The organism is Gracilibacillus sp. JCM 18860 (assembly GCF_055395245.1).
The window spans coordinates 3,698,434-3,716,360 of the sequence record NZ_AP043868.1; the positions used below are offsets into that span (position 1 = coordinate 3,698,434).

Below are 17,927 nucleotides of genomic sequence, written 5' to 3' on the forward strand. Positions count from 1 at the left end.
GGGGGAAGGGACATGGTAAACAAAAAAGCTATCTTAAAAGCCTTACAAGAGGGAAAGATTTCATCCAAAGAGGCAAAAAATCAATTAAAAAATCATATGGCTAGCAATAATCATCGAGAAGCTGTTGCCATCGTTGGAATGTCTGGAAAATATCCAGATGCCGATAATCTCAACGCCTATTGGTCAAACCTTGTAGCAGGTCGTGATTCCATTCGCGAAATTCCTTCCTTTCGTTGGGATGTTGCCTCATACTATCAACCTTACCCTAGTGATGAGGGGAAAATATATAGTAAGTGGTTAGGGATGATAGATGATGTTGCCAGCTTTGACCCCCGGTTTTTCAATATAGCCCCTTCAGAAGCGGAAACCATGGATCCACAACAACGCCTCTTTCTTCAGGAGGGCTATCAGGCTTTTGTGGATGCTGGTTATACGCCAGAGTCATTGAATGGTCAGAATTGTGGGGTATACCTAGGAATTATGGCAAATGAATATTATCGAATGTTATGTGAACAGCAATATGGTTTAACTGATATGACTGGTAATTATGCTTCCATTGCATCGGCGCGTATTGCCTATTTTCTTAATTTAAAAGGTCCGGCCCTTTCTATTGATACTGCCTGCTCGTCTTCCTTGGTAGCAATTAACCTTGCTTGCGAGGCGTTACTTAATCGAGAAATTGATATGGCTCTTGCTGGTGGGGTAACATTGTACCTCACCCCTAAGCCTTATATTGAAATGTGCGCGACACAAATGCTCTCACCAGAGGGGCGGTGCAAGGCTTTTGATCAATCTAGTGATGGCATGGTTCCTGGTGAAGGCGTTGGTACTCTGGTGTTAAAACGTTTACAGGATGCTGAGGCAGATAATGACTTAATATATGGCGTGATTATAGGATTTGGAAGTAATCAAGATGGAAAAACAAATGGTTTAACTGCCCCTAGTGTAAAAAGCCAAATAGATTTAGAACGTAGTATTTACCAAAAGTACAATATTGACCCATCTACTATTAGTTATGCAGAAATGCACGGGACGGGTACTCAATTGGGTGATCCTATAGAACTTAAAGCGTTATCAACTGTCTTTCAGGAAAAAACCGATAAAAAGCAATATTGCGCGATTGGTTCCGTTAAATCTAATATTGGCCATACATCTGCAGCTGCTGGTGTAGCAAGCATACAGAAGGTACTGTTATGTATGCAGAATAAGAAATTGGTGCCTACTCTTCACTTTAAAGAACCTAATGAACACTTTGATTTTAATACCTCCCCTTTTTATGTAAATACACAAACACGCCCTTGGGATGCGAATTCACCAAGACGGGCTTGTGTTAGTTCATTTGGATTTAGTGGTACCAATGCTCATTTGGTAATAGAGGCTTATGAAACAAAGAATGAAAGAGGGTCAAAACCGATTATCGACGACAGTAGGCCTACCTTATTTGTTTTATCTGCCAAAACAGAAAAACAACTTAAAGAATATGCAGGCATCATGAAAGAATGGTTAGAATTACAAGAAAATGTTAATCTCACCGATATGTGCTTTACTCTACAAACCAGTCGGGAGGCAATGGTTTATCGTCTTGCGTTTTGGATGAATGATAAACGTACAGCTATTGATATGTTAGCAGCATATCTCCATGATGAGCAACCTAAAGGATTATACACGAGCTATGTAAAAAAGAGGAAGAGTATGAAAGATACTCCTCGACAAGCTGATCCTGAAACACTTATCTCACATTGGTTAGCAGGTCAAATGATAGATTGGCAGATACTCTACAAAGAGGATCGTCCTCGGCGCCTTCGTTTACCAGGCTATCCCTTTGCTAAGGAACACTACTGGCTTCCTAAACAAAGTATACCTACACTAAGTAAAACTTCACTACACCCTTTAGTTCATCGTAATACATCTGATCTGTCGACTCAAAGGTTTACAACGATTATGACTGGACAAGAACCCTATTTAGCCGATCACCACGTGCAGGGGAAGAAGATGCTCCCTGGATCGGTATATTTGGAAATGGCGAGAGCTGCCCTTGAGCAGGGGATAGATCGAGAGATTGCGAGTACTTTAGAAGAAGGTACAACTTCTATTTATTTACAAGAGCATATATGGATGGAACCTTTAGTGGTCGATGATGAGCAAGTAGAGGTACATATTGCCTTGATATCAAAAGAGGATGGATTAGTAGAATATGATATTTACAGCGGATCAGATTATTTTGATGATCAAACAGCTATAACACATGCTCAAGGTATGATGAAGGTATCTAAGTTAAAGCATCCTAAAAGGGAAAACCTTGAAAAAATAAAGTCTCAATATCCTTGGAATATCCTTTCATCAGAGCAAATTTATCCATCTTTTCGTGCAGCTGGTCTAAATTATGGTCCTTCCCATCGTGGAATAGAATGTCTTTATCTCCACAAGAATCAGACCATCGCGAAGTTAACAGTACCACCAGAGTCTATTGGTAGCGAGTGTTACCTTAATCCGGGATTGTTGGATGCTGTTTTCCAAGCGACCGCAGGTTTTACTATTGTATTAAAAGCTCCATTAGATAGGCTGCCTTTTAGGCTTAAAGCTATCTTTATTTATCAACCCTGTCCCAACCAGGTGTGGGTACATATCCAGCGTAATGAAAATGATCAACTGTTCGATATCGATGTATATGATGAGGATGGCATGGTATGTGTACGTATCTTAGGTTTTGAAACAAGACAGACTGCTGGTTTAATGGCACAAGAGGCTTTTTATCGTCAACTTTCCGAGAGAATTTGGAAAGGAGAATTATCGGAAGAAGATGTTGAGAAAATTCTAATGACTTCAAGATAAGGGGGAGGAAAAAAATGGATGAAAAGTGGAGACATATCTATCGACAATTAAAAGAAAAAGAGATTAGACCAGAAGAAGCTTCTAAGCAATTTAAACAGTTGTACCAACATAAGGAGAGAGACTCTGAAACTAGTGATCTATTGTTGGAATTAAAAAAAATAGCTGCAGAAGTGTTGGCTATTGATGCCAAAGAGATTCATCATGATGTCCCTTTGAGTGAAAATGGATTTGATCCTTTAAAGTTAACCCAATTAGCAGATCGGTTAAATAACAAATTTGGGTTAGAGTTAACCACTTTGGATTTTGCAGAGAAGAGTACGCTTTATGATCTTGTACAGTTTGTGCAGTCAACCAAACCTTCTAAAGAAAATTCGCGTTTATGGGAAAAAACGATTGACTATTTAAAAGAGAACCTCTCCTTGTTGTTTAAGGTTAATGCAGAAGAAATAGCTCATGATATGGACTTAGAGAAGTATGGTATTAACTCCATTATGGTATTAAAACTGAACCAGCAGCTAGAAGAATTCTTCGGTCCATTACCTAAAACCTTGTTCTTTGAATATAAAACGCTGGAGGAACTAACAGGCTATTTCCTTCAACATCATCGGGAGGCATTGACAAAAGTCTTGGGCGACAGTCAGCCTAAGCCTGCTTCCCCACCAGTGGTCACAGAAAAACATCAGAGGCGTTCGCGCAGGCGACCGAAAAGCTTACGGACGACGTCCACCTCTTCATCTGATATTGCCATTGTCGGTTTGGCAGGGCGTTATCCAGGTGCTCGTAATATGCAGGAGTTCTGGGCTAACTTAAAAGCTGGAAAAGACTGTGTGACCCCCGTGCCAGAGGAACGCTTAGATCTTTGGCAAACGCCGAAAAACGGAGAGATGTGGGGGGGTTTCCTCCAGGATGTTGACCGATTTGATCCGTTGTTTTTTCATATTTCCCCACGAGAAGCAGAACGGATGGATCCACAGGAGCGCCTCTTTTTAGAATGTGTGTATGAAACGCTGCAGGATGCTGGATATACCCGCCAAACGCTTGGCCAAGGACAAGGAGATGCTGGGAAGGTGGGGGTATTTGTCGGCGTAATGTATGAAGAGTACCAATTATATGGAGCACAAGAGCAGCTGAAGGGCCGACCGGTGGCGGTTAACGGGAACGCTGCCTCGATAGCGAACCGGGTCTCCTACTTTTGTAATTTTCATGGCCCGAGTATGGCGGTGGATACCATGTGTTCTTCCTCTTTAACGGCGATCCATTTAGCTTGCCAGCACATACAACAGGGCAGTTGTGAAGCGGCCATTGCAGGAGGAGTGAATATCTCCATTCATCCTAATAAGTATATCGCCTTAAATCAGGGGGAATTTTTATCAAGCAAGGGACGTTGTGAAAGCTTTGGCGAAGGAGGGGACGGTTACGTCCCTGGTGAAGGCGTAGGAGCAGTTCTCTTAAAACCTTTCACTCAAGCAGTAGAGGATGGCGACCATATCTATGGTGTGATCAAAGGAACGGCGGTTAATCATGGAGGGAAGACCCATGGTTATACGGTTCCTAATCCTAATGCTCAGACAGAGGTGATTCAACACGCATTGCGGGAGGCAAAGATTGATCCCCAGACTATAGACTACATTGAAGCTCATGGTACAGGGACCGCTCTTGGTGACCCGATAGAAATTGCCGGATTAACGAAGGCCTTTGAGGCCTATACCCAAGAACACCAGTATTGTGCCATAGGGTCAGTGAAATCCAATATTGGACATGCAGAGAGTGCTGCTGGGATTGCGGGAATCAGTAAAATCCTCCTTCAGCTGAAATATGGACAATTCGTGCCATCCCTTCATTCGGAGGTCTTAAATCAGCATATTGATTTTGCCTCGACTCCTTTTGCGGTACAACAAACATTAGCTGAATGGAAACAGCCCTCCGAGCGTCCGCGACGGGCAGGTATTTCCTCCTTTGGTGCCGGTGGCGCCAATGCCCATGTGGTAATTGAAGAATATAAACCAGAAGTGGAAAAAGAGACAACGAATGTTTATCCAGGCCCATATTTAATCGTTCTTTCCGCCCAAAGTGAAGGACAGCTGTTGGAGCAGGCGAAGCAATTGCTTTCCGTCATCACCGAAGAAGGCTGGACCGATCAGGAACTAGGGGATATTGCCTATACGTTACAAGTAGGTCGAGAAGCAATGGATGAACGGTTGGCAGTGGTGGTAACTTCTGTGGCTGATCTTCAGACCAAATTGACCGATATTATCTCCCCAAAATCGGATAGGACCGATTATTATCGAGGAGAAGTGAAAGCACATAAAGCGGCCATGGCGGTTCTGGCAGATGAGGATATGGGGGCGATCCTAGAGACTTGGCAGCAAAAGGGCAAATATGACAAACTCCTAAAGCTGTGGGTAAGGGGAATGCCGGTTGATTGGGACCGATTATACCGCAAGGTTAAGCCACGACGAATCAGTCTGCCAACTTATCCTTTTACGCGCGAGCGGTATTGGCTACCAGTGAAAGAGCAGAAGGGAATAACGGAAGTTATTCATCCCCTCTTGCATCGAAATACATCGGACTTCTATGAACAGCGGTTTACAGCGCGTTTCACAGGGGAAGAACCTTTTCTATCCGATCATGTGGTCAAAGGAGAGCGGATGTTGTCAGGAAGCGCCTATTTGGAAATGGTGCGAGCAGCTGTTTCTCAGGCAGTTGGCGGGCGGCTGGAGGAAGAAGGACTCTGCCTCCGGCAGATAAGCTGGCTACGTCCCCTCATTGTCGGAGAAGTACCGGTAGAGATACATATGGGATTAATGGTGGAAAAGAACCAGACTATCCATTTCGAGGTCTATCGGGAATCGGAGGAAGGGGAAGAAGTAGTCTATAGTGAAGGAAGCGCGGAGCTCATCACAGAGGTAGCTTCGCCACCAGTGGATATTTCAAAAATAAAGCAAACCTGTGGAGACAAAGTGCTAGACAAGGAAGACGTGTATACAGCCTTTACTAACATTGGCATTCAGTATGGCGAAAGCCATCGAGGCATCGAAAAACTATATATAGGAAAGGAAGAGGTGCTGGCTCAGCTTATGCTTTCTTCTCCATGGGTGGAGGAAGGACTTCATCCGGGAATGGTGGATGCAGCCATTCAGGCAGCCATAGGACTTGAGGCAGACTTCACCCAGCTTCAAACATCCGTGCCCGTTGCGATGGAGGAAGCGACCATCTATAGGGAGACGAAAGAAGCCATGTGGGCATGGATTCGTCGGGAGACTGATGGCCAGCTGACCATTGTCCTTTGTGATAAGGAGGGACATCCTTGTCTTGAAATCAAAGGTCTAGCAGTTGAAGTAATGGGGGTTCCTAGTATCGAGGACTCCATTGACCATCTTTTACTTCATCCACAATGGCAAGAGCAGTCAGTGAAAGCAACGGCTGCAAGTTATGATGAACACAAGATCATCCTTTGTGGTATGGCAGACCTTTCTTCGGATCATTTACCGCAATTTCTGGAAAAGGGAAAATGTATAGAACTACAGACGATTAAAGGTTATCATAGTGAACGCTTCCAACAACATGCTCTTCAGCTATTTGAAGTTTTACAGCAAATGATGAAAGCAGACCATAAACAGAAAATATTGGTTCAAGTGGTTATTCCACTTCAAGAAAAGGAACTATATGATGGGTTGTGGGCAATTCTTCAGACAGCGCATCTTGAAAATCCGCATATGATTGGGCAAATGATCGCTGTGGAGACGAATAAGTCAGCGAAAGAGGTTGCAGAGAAGTTAAAGGAGAATGCACTTTCTTCTCATCCAGACAATATTCGCTATGAGAATGGAAAACGTTATATCGCCAATTGGCAAGTTCTAGAGACAACCTCCAAATCATCTGTTCTTCCTTGGAAAGAGGGAGGAGTATATTTAATAACAGGGGGTATGGGAGGTTTGGGACTCCTATTTGCTAAAGAAATAGCGCGACATACTTCAAAAAGTACGTTAATTCTTACAGGTCGTTCCCCTATGGATAAGAAAAAGGAGGTAAACATTCAAGCATTAACGGCAATGGGGATGCAGGTGGTCTATCGTCAGATAGATGTGACCGACCGCTTAGCAGTGAAACACTTCGTAGAGGATATTCTGAAAGTATATGGTCAGCTCCATGGTGTCATTCACAGTGCAGGTATTATTAGGGATAACTTTATTATTAAAAAGTCTCCCTCACAATTCTTGGAAGTGATGGCTCCTAAAACCCATGGATTGGTCAATCTAGATCTAGCTTGCCAAGATTGCCCGCTTGACTTCTTTATTATCTTCTCATCATTAGCAGGTGGGATGGGAAATGTAGGACAGTCGGATTATGCGGGGGCGAGTGCGTTTATGGATGCTTATGCTCACTATCGCCAACGACTAGTAGAAGAAAAGAAACGACAAGGGCGCACTATCTCCTTTAATTGGCCGTTATGGCAGGATGGTGGTATGCACCTCGATTCGGAAACGGAAGATATGATGCGCAAAAGTACTGGAATGGTCGCGATGGAGACCACTCGGGGGATGAAGGCATTCTATGAAGGACTTACCCTCCCCTATTCACAAATAATGGTTATGGCAGGAGAGCGTAGTCGATTTCAGGAGATGCTTTCTCGTCTTCCTATTCAAAAAGCTCCTCAAGTAGATGATATGTCAGTAATTAATTTGACACCAGATCAAGATTCGATGACTGAGAAGGCGACGGATTATATTAAAAGCTTTCTTTCAGCGGGATTAAAGTTACCTACAGAGCAAATAGAATCGGATGCTGATTTTATGACATATGGTATGGATTCAGTGGTGGTATTAAAACTAACTCAGCAGTTAGAAGAATTCTTCGGTCCATTACCTAAAACCTTGTTCTTTGAATATAAAACGCTGGAGGAACTAACAGGCTATTTCCTTCAACATCATCGGGAGGCATTGACAAAAGTCTTGGGCGACAGTCAGCCTAAGCCTGCTTCCCCACCAGTGGTCACAGAAAAACATCAGAGGCGTTCGCGCAGGCGACCGAAAAGCTTTCGGACGACCTCCACCTCTTCATCTGATATTGCCATTGTCGGTTTGGCAGGGCGTTATCCAGGTGCTCGTAATATGCAGGAGTTCTGGGCTAACTTAAAAGCTGGAAAAGACTGTGTGACCCCCGTGCCAGAGGAACGCTTAGATCTTTGGCAAACGCCGAAAAACGGAGAGATGTGGGGGGGTTTCCTCCAGGATGTTGACCGATTTGATCCGTTGTTTTTTCATATTTCCCCACGAGAAGCAGAACGGATGGATCCACAGGAGCGCCTCTTTTTAGAATGTGTGTATGAAACGCTGCAGGATGCTGGATATACCCGCCAAACGCTTGGCCAAGGACAAGGAGATGCTGGGAAGGTGGGGGTATTTGTCGGCGTAATGTATGAAGAGTACCAATTATATGGAGCACAAGAGCAGCTGAAGGGCCGACCGGTGGCGGTTAACGGGAACGCTGCCTCGATAGCGAACCGGGTCTCCTACTTTTGTAATTTTCATGGCCCGAGTATGGCGGTGGATACCATGTGTTCTTCCTCTTTAACGGCGATCCATTTAGCCTGCCAGCACATACAACAGGGCAGTTGTGAAGCGGCCATTGCAGGAGGAGTGAATATCTCCATTCATCCTAATAAGTATATCGCCTTAAATCAGGGGGAATTTTTATCAAGCAAGGGACGTTGTGAAAGCTTTGGCGAAGGAGGGGACGGTTACGTCCCTGGTGAAGGCGTAGGAGCAGTTCTCTTAAAACCTTTCACTCAAGCAGTAGAGGATGGCGACCATATCTATGGTGTGATCAAAGGAACGGCGGTTAATCATGGAGGGAAGACCCATGGTTATACGGTTCCTAATCCTAATGCTCAGACAGAGGTGATTCAACACGCATTGCGGGAGGCAAAGATTGATCCCCAGACTATAGACTACATTGAAGCTCATGGTACAGGGACCGCTCTTGGTGACCCGATAGAAATTGCCGGATTAACGAAGGCCTTTGAGGCCTATACCCAAGAACACCAGTATTGTGCCATAGGGTCAGTGAAATCCAATATTGGACATGCAGAGAGTGCTGCTGGGATTGCGGGAATCAGTAAAATCCTCCTTCAGCTGAAATATGGACAATTCGTGCCATCCCTTCATTCGGAGGTCTTAAATCAGCATATTGATTTTGCCTCGACTCCTTTTGCGGTACAACAAACATTAGCTGAATGGAAACAGCCCTCCGAGCGTCCGCGACGGGCAGGTATTTCCTCCTTTGGTGCCGGTGGCGCCAATGCCCATGTGGTAATTGAAGAATATAAACCAGAAGTGGAAAAAGAGACAACGAATGTTTATCCAGGCCCATATTTAATCGTTCTTTCCGCCCAAAGTGAAGGACAGCTGTTGGAGCAGGCGAAGCAATTGCTTTCCGTCATCACCGAAGAAGGCTGGACCGATCAGGAACTAGGGGATATTGCCTATACGTTACAAGTAGGTCGAGAAGCAATGGATGAACGGTTGGCAGTGGTGGTAACTTCTGTGGCTGATCTTCAGACCAAATTGACCGATATTATCTCCCCAAAATCGGATAGGACCGATTATTATCGAGGAGAAGTGAAAGCACATAAAGCGGCCATGGCGGTTCTGGCAGATGAGGATATGGGGGCGATCCTAGAGACTTGGCAGCAAAAGGGCAAATATGACAAACTCCTAAAGCTGTGGGTAAGGGGAATGCCGGTTGATTGGGACCGATTATACCGCAAGGTTAAGCCACGACGAATCAGTCTGCCAACTTATCCTTTTACGCGCGAGCGGTATTGGCTACCAGTGAAAGAGCAGAAGGGAATAACGGAAGTTATTCATCCCCTCTTGCATCGAAATACATCGGACTTCTATGAACAGCGGTTTACAGCGCGTTTCACAGGGGAAGAACCTTTTCTATCCGATCATGTGGTCAAAGGAGAGCGGATGTTGTCAGGAAGCGCCTATTTGGAAATGGTGCGAGCAGCTGTTTCTCAGGCAGTTGGCGGGCGGCTGGAGGAAGAAGGACTCTGCCTCCGGCAGATAAGCTGGCTACGTCCCCTCATTGTCGGAGAAGTACCGGTAGAGATACATATGGGATTAATGGTGGAAAAGGACCAGACTATCCATTTCGAGGTCTATCGGGAATCGGAGGAAGGGGAAGAAGTAGTCTATAGTGAAGGAAGCGCGGAGCTCATCACAGAGGTAGCTTCGCCACCAGTGGATATTTCAAAAATAAAGCAAACCTGTGGAGACAAAGTGCTAGACAAGGAAGACGTGTATACAGCCTTTACTAACATTGGCATTCAGTATGGCGAAAGCCATCGAGGCATCGAAAAACTATATATAGGAAAGGAAGAGGTGCTGGCTCAGCTTATGCTTTCTTCTCCATGGGTGGAGGAAGGACTTCATCCGGGAATGGTGGATGCAGCCATTCAGGCAGCCATAGGACTTGAGGCAGACTTCACCCAGCTTCAAACATCCGTGCCCGTTGCGATGGAGGAAGCGACCATCTATAGGGAGACGAAAGAAGCCATGTGGGCATGGATTCGTCGGGAGACTGATGACCAGCTGACCATTGTCCTTTGTGATAAGGAGGGACATCTTTGTCTAACGATAAATGGTCTGATCACCCGCGTTATGACAGAAGAGGCGGAACCGAATAGATCACCAGGTCACCTTATGCTTACACCAGTCTGGGAACGAATTCAATACAATAGTGAACAGAAAGCAAATTCATCAAAACACCCTGTTGTTATTATTGGTCAAAAGGCAGATAAGAAAACAGCCTTTGTCGCACAACAATACCCACAAGCCCATGTGTTATATTTTGATGCTGAGACTACCATTAAAGGAATTATGGCCAAATTTAAACCAATTGATATGACTGAGTTAATCTGGTGCATGCCGGAACTACCAGTATCGTTGGTAACAGATGATGCGTTAATTTCTGATCAAGAACAAACGGTGATGGCCATGTTTAAGGTGATTAAGGCATTACTTTTATTGGACTATGGACCGAAAGAATTGAAATGGACGATAGTGACAGTAAGGGCGCAACAGATTCATCCCCATGAGCCAATTCAGCCTAATCTTTCCGCTTTATACGGCTTGGCAGGTTCATTAGCAAATGAATATCCAGGTTGGCTAATTCGCCTATTGGACTTAGAAGAGGGAGATAATTTTCAGCCCCTTACCAATATACAAAGTCTACCACATAAAACGCTGGCTTACCGAGAAGAGGCCTGGTACCATCAGCGCTTAATTCAGATTGAGCAAACCGTAGTACCCAAAGCTCCTTACAAAAAAGGTGGCCTTTATGTAGTAATTGGAGGAGCAGGCGGCATTGGCGAAGTCTGGAGTGAGCATGTTATTCGTCACTATCAGGCGAGGGTGATATGGATTGGTAGGAGGGAAGAAGATGAAGCAATTCGTACCAAAATCAATCGATTAGCTACCATTGGTCCGGCTCCTAAATATATTACAGCTGATGCTTCTAATAAACAATCACTGGAAAAAGCATATCAACAAATTAAGCAGAAATATGGAGAGATACAGGGTGTGATTCATTCAGCCATTGTCTTAAGAGATCAGGCACTCGTAAAGATGGACGAAGAAACTTTTCGAGAGGCATTAACTGCCAAGGTAAATGTCAGTGTTCGAATGGCCCAAGTATTTGCCGATGAATCCCTTGATTTTGTGCTGTTCTTCTCCTCCATTCAATCTTTTGCAACCGCAGCTGGACAAAGTAATTATGCAACAGGTTGCAACTTTAAGGATGCGTTTGCTTTAGCGATGGAGAGGGAATGGTCTTGTCCAGTGAAGATTATGAACTGGGGTTATTGGGGGAGTGTCGGTGCAGTAGCGGAAGAAAAATATCAGAACAAAATGACTCAAGCTGGAATTGGTTCAATTGAAGGACCAGAGGGAATGGCTGCACTGGACTTTTTGCTGTCACACCCTCTTCCACAACTAGCTTATATTCATACCCTCCGTCCTTGGCAGGAGCAGAAAAAAGAAACAACTGAGATTCTCTCTATATTCCAGGAGGAGATTATACCTTGTATGGATAGTCTCCTATCTACGGTGCCTAAGTTGGGAGAAAAAGAAGGAAAAGCCGTTATGGAAATTATTCACCGTATGGATCAAGTTCAGCCCCTGTTGGTGAAATTGTTGTGGAGTCAGCTACAAAAGGCTGGATGGTTTCAGGACGAGCAGGGTAGTTTGACAGATTTAACCCGAGGGCTTCAACCTAATTATGGTCGATGGATGGAAGAAACTGCGACTCTCTTTGAGGAGTACAAATACCTCTCGAGGGAGGATCAAGTCTATTCAGTTGTAGCGAACTCGGTTGATAACAAGGCAAGCTGGCAGGAGTGGCATCATTTTAAGCGGATTTGGAGCGCTGAGCTAGCTATACATTCCCATCTCACCTTAATAGAGACTGCCTTGGAGAATATACCTGATATATTAATAGGAAAAGTTACGGCAACAGATATTTTGTTCCCTAATTCTTCCATTGAATTAGTGGAAGGGATATATAAGCAAAATGCAATTGCAGATTACTATAATCAGAACCTTGCTGCCATTTTGGTAAACTATCTTCAACAGAGACAGCTCCATCAGAATAATAAGCCCGTCCGGATCCTAGAAATTGGAGCAGGAACAGGTGGAAGTACTGAAGAAATATTAAAGCAAATTAAGCCATATGCTGAGATTATTGATGAGTATGCTTACACAGATATTTCGAAGGCGTTTTTGTTATCGGCTGAAAAGTACTTTGGTGACTGGAATAAGCGGATTAATTATCGGTTGTTTGATGTAACCAAACCCCTTGAGGATCAAAGGATGGAGCTTGGGAAATATGACGTAGTTATTGCCAGTAATGTCCTCCATGCCACCCCGGTACTGAGGGAGACATTACGAAATACGAAGGCGTTGTTAAAAAAGAATGGATTACTCTTATTAACAGAAACCACGGCCCGAACATTATTTAATCATTTTACCTTTGGTTTGTTGGATGGATGGTGGTTATACGAGGATGGTATATTGCGAATTCCGGGGTCCCCACTAGTTACAGTGGATCAGTGGAAAAGAATCTTAGCGTCAGAAGGTTTTCGTACGATGGTTCCCTCCCTTGTCAATGGGCAGCAACATATAATTCTAGCAGAAAGCAATGGCGTGATAAGGAAAAATAAACCGATCGATGAACAACCGAAACGTGTGGAGTCTCGACAAAAGCAAGTACCAGTGTCTTCCACACAGTCTACCAAGATGGAAGACACATTGCATAGTGCCTGTGTGGCATATATTAAACGTTTAGTCGGGGATATTTTACATCTATCATCCGAACAGATTGATAGTAGAGAGGCTTTGGAGAGGTATGGGTTTGACTCTATTTTGGTCACTCAATTGACCAGTGCTTTACGAAAAAATTTTGCAGATATCAGTAGCACGCTATTATTTGAGTATCAAACTTTGGATGAACTAGCCGACTATTTAATTAAAAATTATTCGCAGCAGGTGAAAGACTTATTGACAATAGCTGAAACAGTAGACCGACCGATTCATAAGGCTTCCTCACCACCACGCAAAGTAAAAAGAAGATTGAGACGTCAACATGATAGTTTACGACACGTCGAGAGGCAAGAGGCTAAATCTGGAACACCTCTTTTCGATGTTGCCATTATTGGCATCGCCGGACGCTATCCAAAGGCGAGTAATATCGATGAATATTGGCAGTTGTTAAGATCAGGTAAACAAGCTATTACTAAAATTCCAAAGGAGCGGTGGGATTGGCGCAAGTATTATGACAAGGAGCCTGGAAAAGATGATTATATGTATACTAAATGGGGTGGTTTTATTGAAGGTATTGATCAATTTGATCCCTATTTCTTTCATCTTTCACCTGCAGAGGCTAAGCGAATGGACCCTCAAGAAAGGGTGTTCTTGGAAGCTTGCTATGAAAGTATCTCAGATGCAGGTTATACGCCGGCAAATCTTAGTAAAGACCGAAAAATAGGAGTATTTGTTGGAGCAATGAATGGTCATTATCCTTCTGGTGCGAGTTATTGGTCGATAGCCAACAGAGTATCTTATATGATGAATTTCCAAGGACCTAGTCTAGCGATTGACTCAGCCTGTTCTTCCTCATTAACAGCTATTCATCTAGCGCTGGAGAGCCTTTATAGTGGTATCAGCACCTGCGCTATAGCTGGAGGTGTTAATTTAATTGTTCATCCAGATCATTTTCTTAAGCTGTCCGCAATGACTATGCTGTCCCCTGGATCCACAAGTCGGCCTTTTAGTCAAAAGGCGGATGGGATTGTAGATGGTGAAGGAATAGGTGCAGTTGTTTTAAAACCATTGGATCAAGCTGAAGCGGATGGTGATCATATCTATGGAGTCATTAAGGGCAGTATGATTAATGCAGGAGGGAAAACCAATGGATATACCGTACCTAATCCAAAATCTCAAGCACAGCTGGTCATGGAGGCATTAAAAAGAGCTAACTTGGATCCGCGTACTATCAGCTATATCGAAGCACATGGTACGGGAACAGCCCTTGGAGATCCCATTGAAATTCATGGCTTAACCACTGCCTTCGAAAAGTACACAGATGATCGTCAGTTTTGTGCGATTGGTTCCGTTAAGTCTAATATTGGGCATAGTGAGAGTGCGGCTGGGATTGCAGGTTTAACGAAAGTGCTATTACAAATGAAGCACCGTCAATTAGTTCCTTCCCTTCATGCTGAGGATCTTAATACTGATATTGACTTTAAAAGATCGCCTTTTATGGTTCAACAGAAACTAGCGAATTGGGAGAAACCAGTCATTTATAAGGATGGAAAAATGCAAGAATCCCCTAGACGAGCTGGTATTTCCTCCTTTGGTGCTGGAGGAGCGAATGCCCACCTGTTAATTGAGGAATATATTCCGCGCAACGCCCAGAATGACAACATGTCTATAACACCAAATCATCCGGTAATTATTGTCTTGTCTGCCAAAACAGAAGAACAGTTAACGGAACAGGCAAGGCGGTTAGTCAATGCTATCGAGCAGCATGCATATACAGATGGTCATTTGGGCAATATCGCTTTTACGTTGCAAACAGGACGTGAGGAAATGGAAGAGAGGCTGGCATTTGCAGTTAGTTCTATTGAGGATTTGCGTAAACAACTTGATTCTTTTATACATCAGGAAGAGAAACATGATTGGATAGCTGGAAGTTGTGCGGCTCATGGTGGTTCCTCTATTACCCCAGAAGAATCAATTACTCAATGGATAGAAATTGGGGAATATCGTTCTTTAATGGAGGCATGGGTTAACGGATCAACGATTAATTGGAACTTCCTCTATCAGCATGAAAAACCGTCACGTATTAGTTTGCCGACTTATCCTTTTGCAAGAGAGCGTTACTGGATAGAAGAAAAACGGGATACCTATCAGAATAATAGAATGGATCCATTCGTTTATCAAAATATCTCTGATGTTAAGGGCCTTAAGTATAGCGTGATGCTACAGGAAAAGGAATTTTATTTTCAAGATCATATCATTGATGGCATTGGTGTATTACCAGGTGTTGTTTTCTTAGAGATGGCCAGCTTTGTAGCTAAGTCTATGAAGAATGTGCAAGGTAATGGCGAGGTGTGTCTAAAAGATGTCATGTGGGCTAAACCTATTAGAAAACAAGACGTACAATCTCCCTTAACTATTGGCATTTCCCCACAAGATGATCAATCGATGACCTATTCTATCTATCAGCAGATGGATGGGGAAGATAACATTTATTGTGATGGGAAAATAGAGCTAAATTCTTTTAGTCAGGAGACACATCGTTTGGACTTATACGAGCTACAGGAACAATGCCAACAGCGGATATGGACAGGTGAGGATTGCTATCAGGCTTTTCAATCGATGGGAATTGTATATGGTCCTCATTTTCAAGGTGTTGAAAAGATCTATATGGGAGAGAGGCAAGCGTTGGCCAAAATCCATTTGCCTGCATGCATGGAAAATAAACAGGATGCGTACACTTTACATCCTTGTTTACTGGATGTAGCTATACAATCTGCCGTTGGATTGACCTTATCAGAGGCGGGACAGGGTTTGTCATTACCATTTGCTATGGATGAATTGTTACTCATTGGAGACTGTCTAGAATCACAATGGGCTTTTGTTCGCCAAAGGAATAGTGGTAAGGGCATAATCAAAGTGGATATAGATGTTTGTGATCATAGGGGTGACTGTGTTCTACTCATTAAAGGTTTAACATTAAAAAAAGAGCCAGTACAAGATATGATACTCTTTTATCCGGATTGGGAGGAAAACGAAGACCTATCCACAAAGCACTCCTTTAAAGAGGAGAACGGTCATGTGATTATTTATGGGGCAGACCCAAAAAAAGCAAAGGAAATAAACGACCAATTATTAGATGAAGAGTGTCATGTAATTCCTTATGATCGTGACAAATCTGATCTGGCAAAACAATTTGTCCAAGATGCCTTACAGGCATTTCATATTATACAAGGAGTCCTGAAGAAAAAACCGACCAATATTGTGCCTGTTCAAATTCTTCTATTTAACCAGTCGGAAAAATCCTTTGGTAAGGCACTTGGAGCGTTGTTGCAAACCGCACATTTAGAAAATCCAAATATTGTGGGACAGTGCGTGGTTTTAAATGATGAGATGAAAAGTGAACATATACGAAGTATTCTTCATGCTAATCGACAGTTAATGACGACACCACAGGTTGCCTATCAAGAGAGCGATAAACGGCACGTATTGACTTGGAAAGAGGTACCATCCTCGGAAAGGAAAGCATCACTGCCATGGCAAGAAAGGGGAGTATATCTGATTACCGGTGGAAATGGAGAAATTGCCAAAACCATGGTCCAAGAGATAGCACAACATGTTCGTCAGGGTGCTATTATTCTTGTAGGGCGTTCCCAGCCTACTATGGATATGCAACAATGGCTAAATGAATTCCAAGATAGCGAGTTAGAGGTAAGCTATTGTATGCTTGATGTGACAGATTTGCAAGCTGTTGAGCATTGTATTGTGGATATAAAAGCGGAATATGGAGATCTTAGTGGAATTATTCATGGTGCTGGTGTAACTGATGATCAATTCTTCATCCAAAAATCAGAAGCACAGGTTTCCAAAGTGTTGGCCCCTAAAGTATTGGGTACCGTGAATCTGGATGAAGCTAGCAAGGATTGCCACCTGGATTTCTTTGTGATCTTTTCATCCATTGCAAGTGTGATGGGGAACATCGGACAAGCTGATTATGCCACCGCCAATGCTTTTGTGGATCAATATGCATACTATCGTCACTCCCTTGTCGAAAACGATAGAAGAAAAGGACGTACCATCTCGATTAACTGGCCACTATGGGAAGATGGTGGTATGAAAGTTACATCCGAACAGAAGAGACAGTGGAAAGAAACAGGTATGGTCGCATTAACGCCAAATTCGGGCATTCGTGCCTTTTATCAAGCATTGTCCACTCCTTATCAACAAGTGATGGTGCTTGCAGGTGATCGTGATAAGTTGTGTCATTTTGTAGGGGAGTGGGAAGAAACGAAGAATGATGATAAGTTCTATCTGAATTTGATAGAGCAGATTACTAGTAACGAACTGACAGAGAACCAGTTTATTGAACTGCTCCAATTCCACCGTTAGGCATAAACTATTTGGTAAGAGGTGAAGCATATGAATGATACGGTTAAGTCTTTATACCAGCAAATTAAAAATAATACCATTAACAAGGAAGAGGCCGTTAAAAGAATGTCTAAAATCTTTTCATCTAGTCCCAAGGTTGAAATACTGCAAGAATTGCAGCAAATCCTGGTAGATCTACTCAGTCTAGAGACAACCCTTATTAGTGAAGATGCAGAATGGTTAGAGCTGGGATTAGATCAGGTATTGCTTAAGCAATTAACCGAACGCCTCTTTCAGCAATACCGTATAGAGCTAACACCTGCTCAAATTATGGCAAAGGGCACTCTAAAAGAGCTGGCAGAGTATATATCACAGCATGTGGATAAGATACAAAGCAGTCCTAAT

1 protein-coding gene and 3 pseudogenes are annotated in these 17,927 nt (G+C 43.4%); all 4 read left to right on the forward strand.

All coding sequences use genetic code 11. The features are described 5' to 3' along the window. Window positions 1–108: 108 nt before the first annotated feature. Window positions 109–1,689: pseudogene (locus tag ACZ5R4_RS18315) on the forward strand (type I polyketide synthase); the annotation flags it as partial. Between the two features lie 207 nt (window positions 1,690–1,896). Next, window positions 1,897–2,832, forward strand: a pseudogene (locus ACZ5R4_RS18320) (polyketide synthase dehydratase domain-containing protein); the annotation flags it as partial. Window positions 2,833–2,846: 14 nt separating this feature from the next. After that, window positions 2,847–17,543 carry an SDR family NAD(P)-dependent oxidoreductase gene (locus ACZ5R4_RS18325; RefSeq protein ID WP_464367765.1) on the forward strand — a complete coding sequence of 4,899 codons (14,697 nt, stop codon included), beginning with the start codon at window positions 2,847–2,849 and terminating at the stop codon, window positions 17,541–17,543. Window positions 17,544–17,648: 105 nt separating this feature from the next. Beyond that, window positions 17,649–17,879, forward strand: a pseudogene (locus ACZ5R4_RS18330) (phosphopantetheine-binding protein); the annotation flags it as partial. Window positions 17,880–17,927 lie beyond the last annotated feature (48 nt).

Coding starts and splice junctions, on each gene's coding strand:
- ACZ5R4_RS18325 (WP_464367765.1), top strand. CDS start 2,847: ATGGATGAAAAGTGGAGACATATCTATCGACAATTAAAAGAAAAAGAG.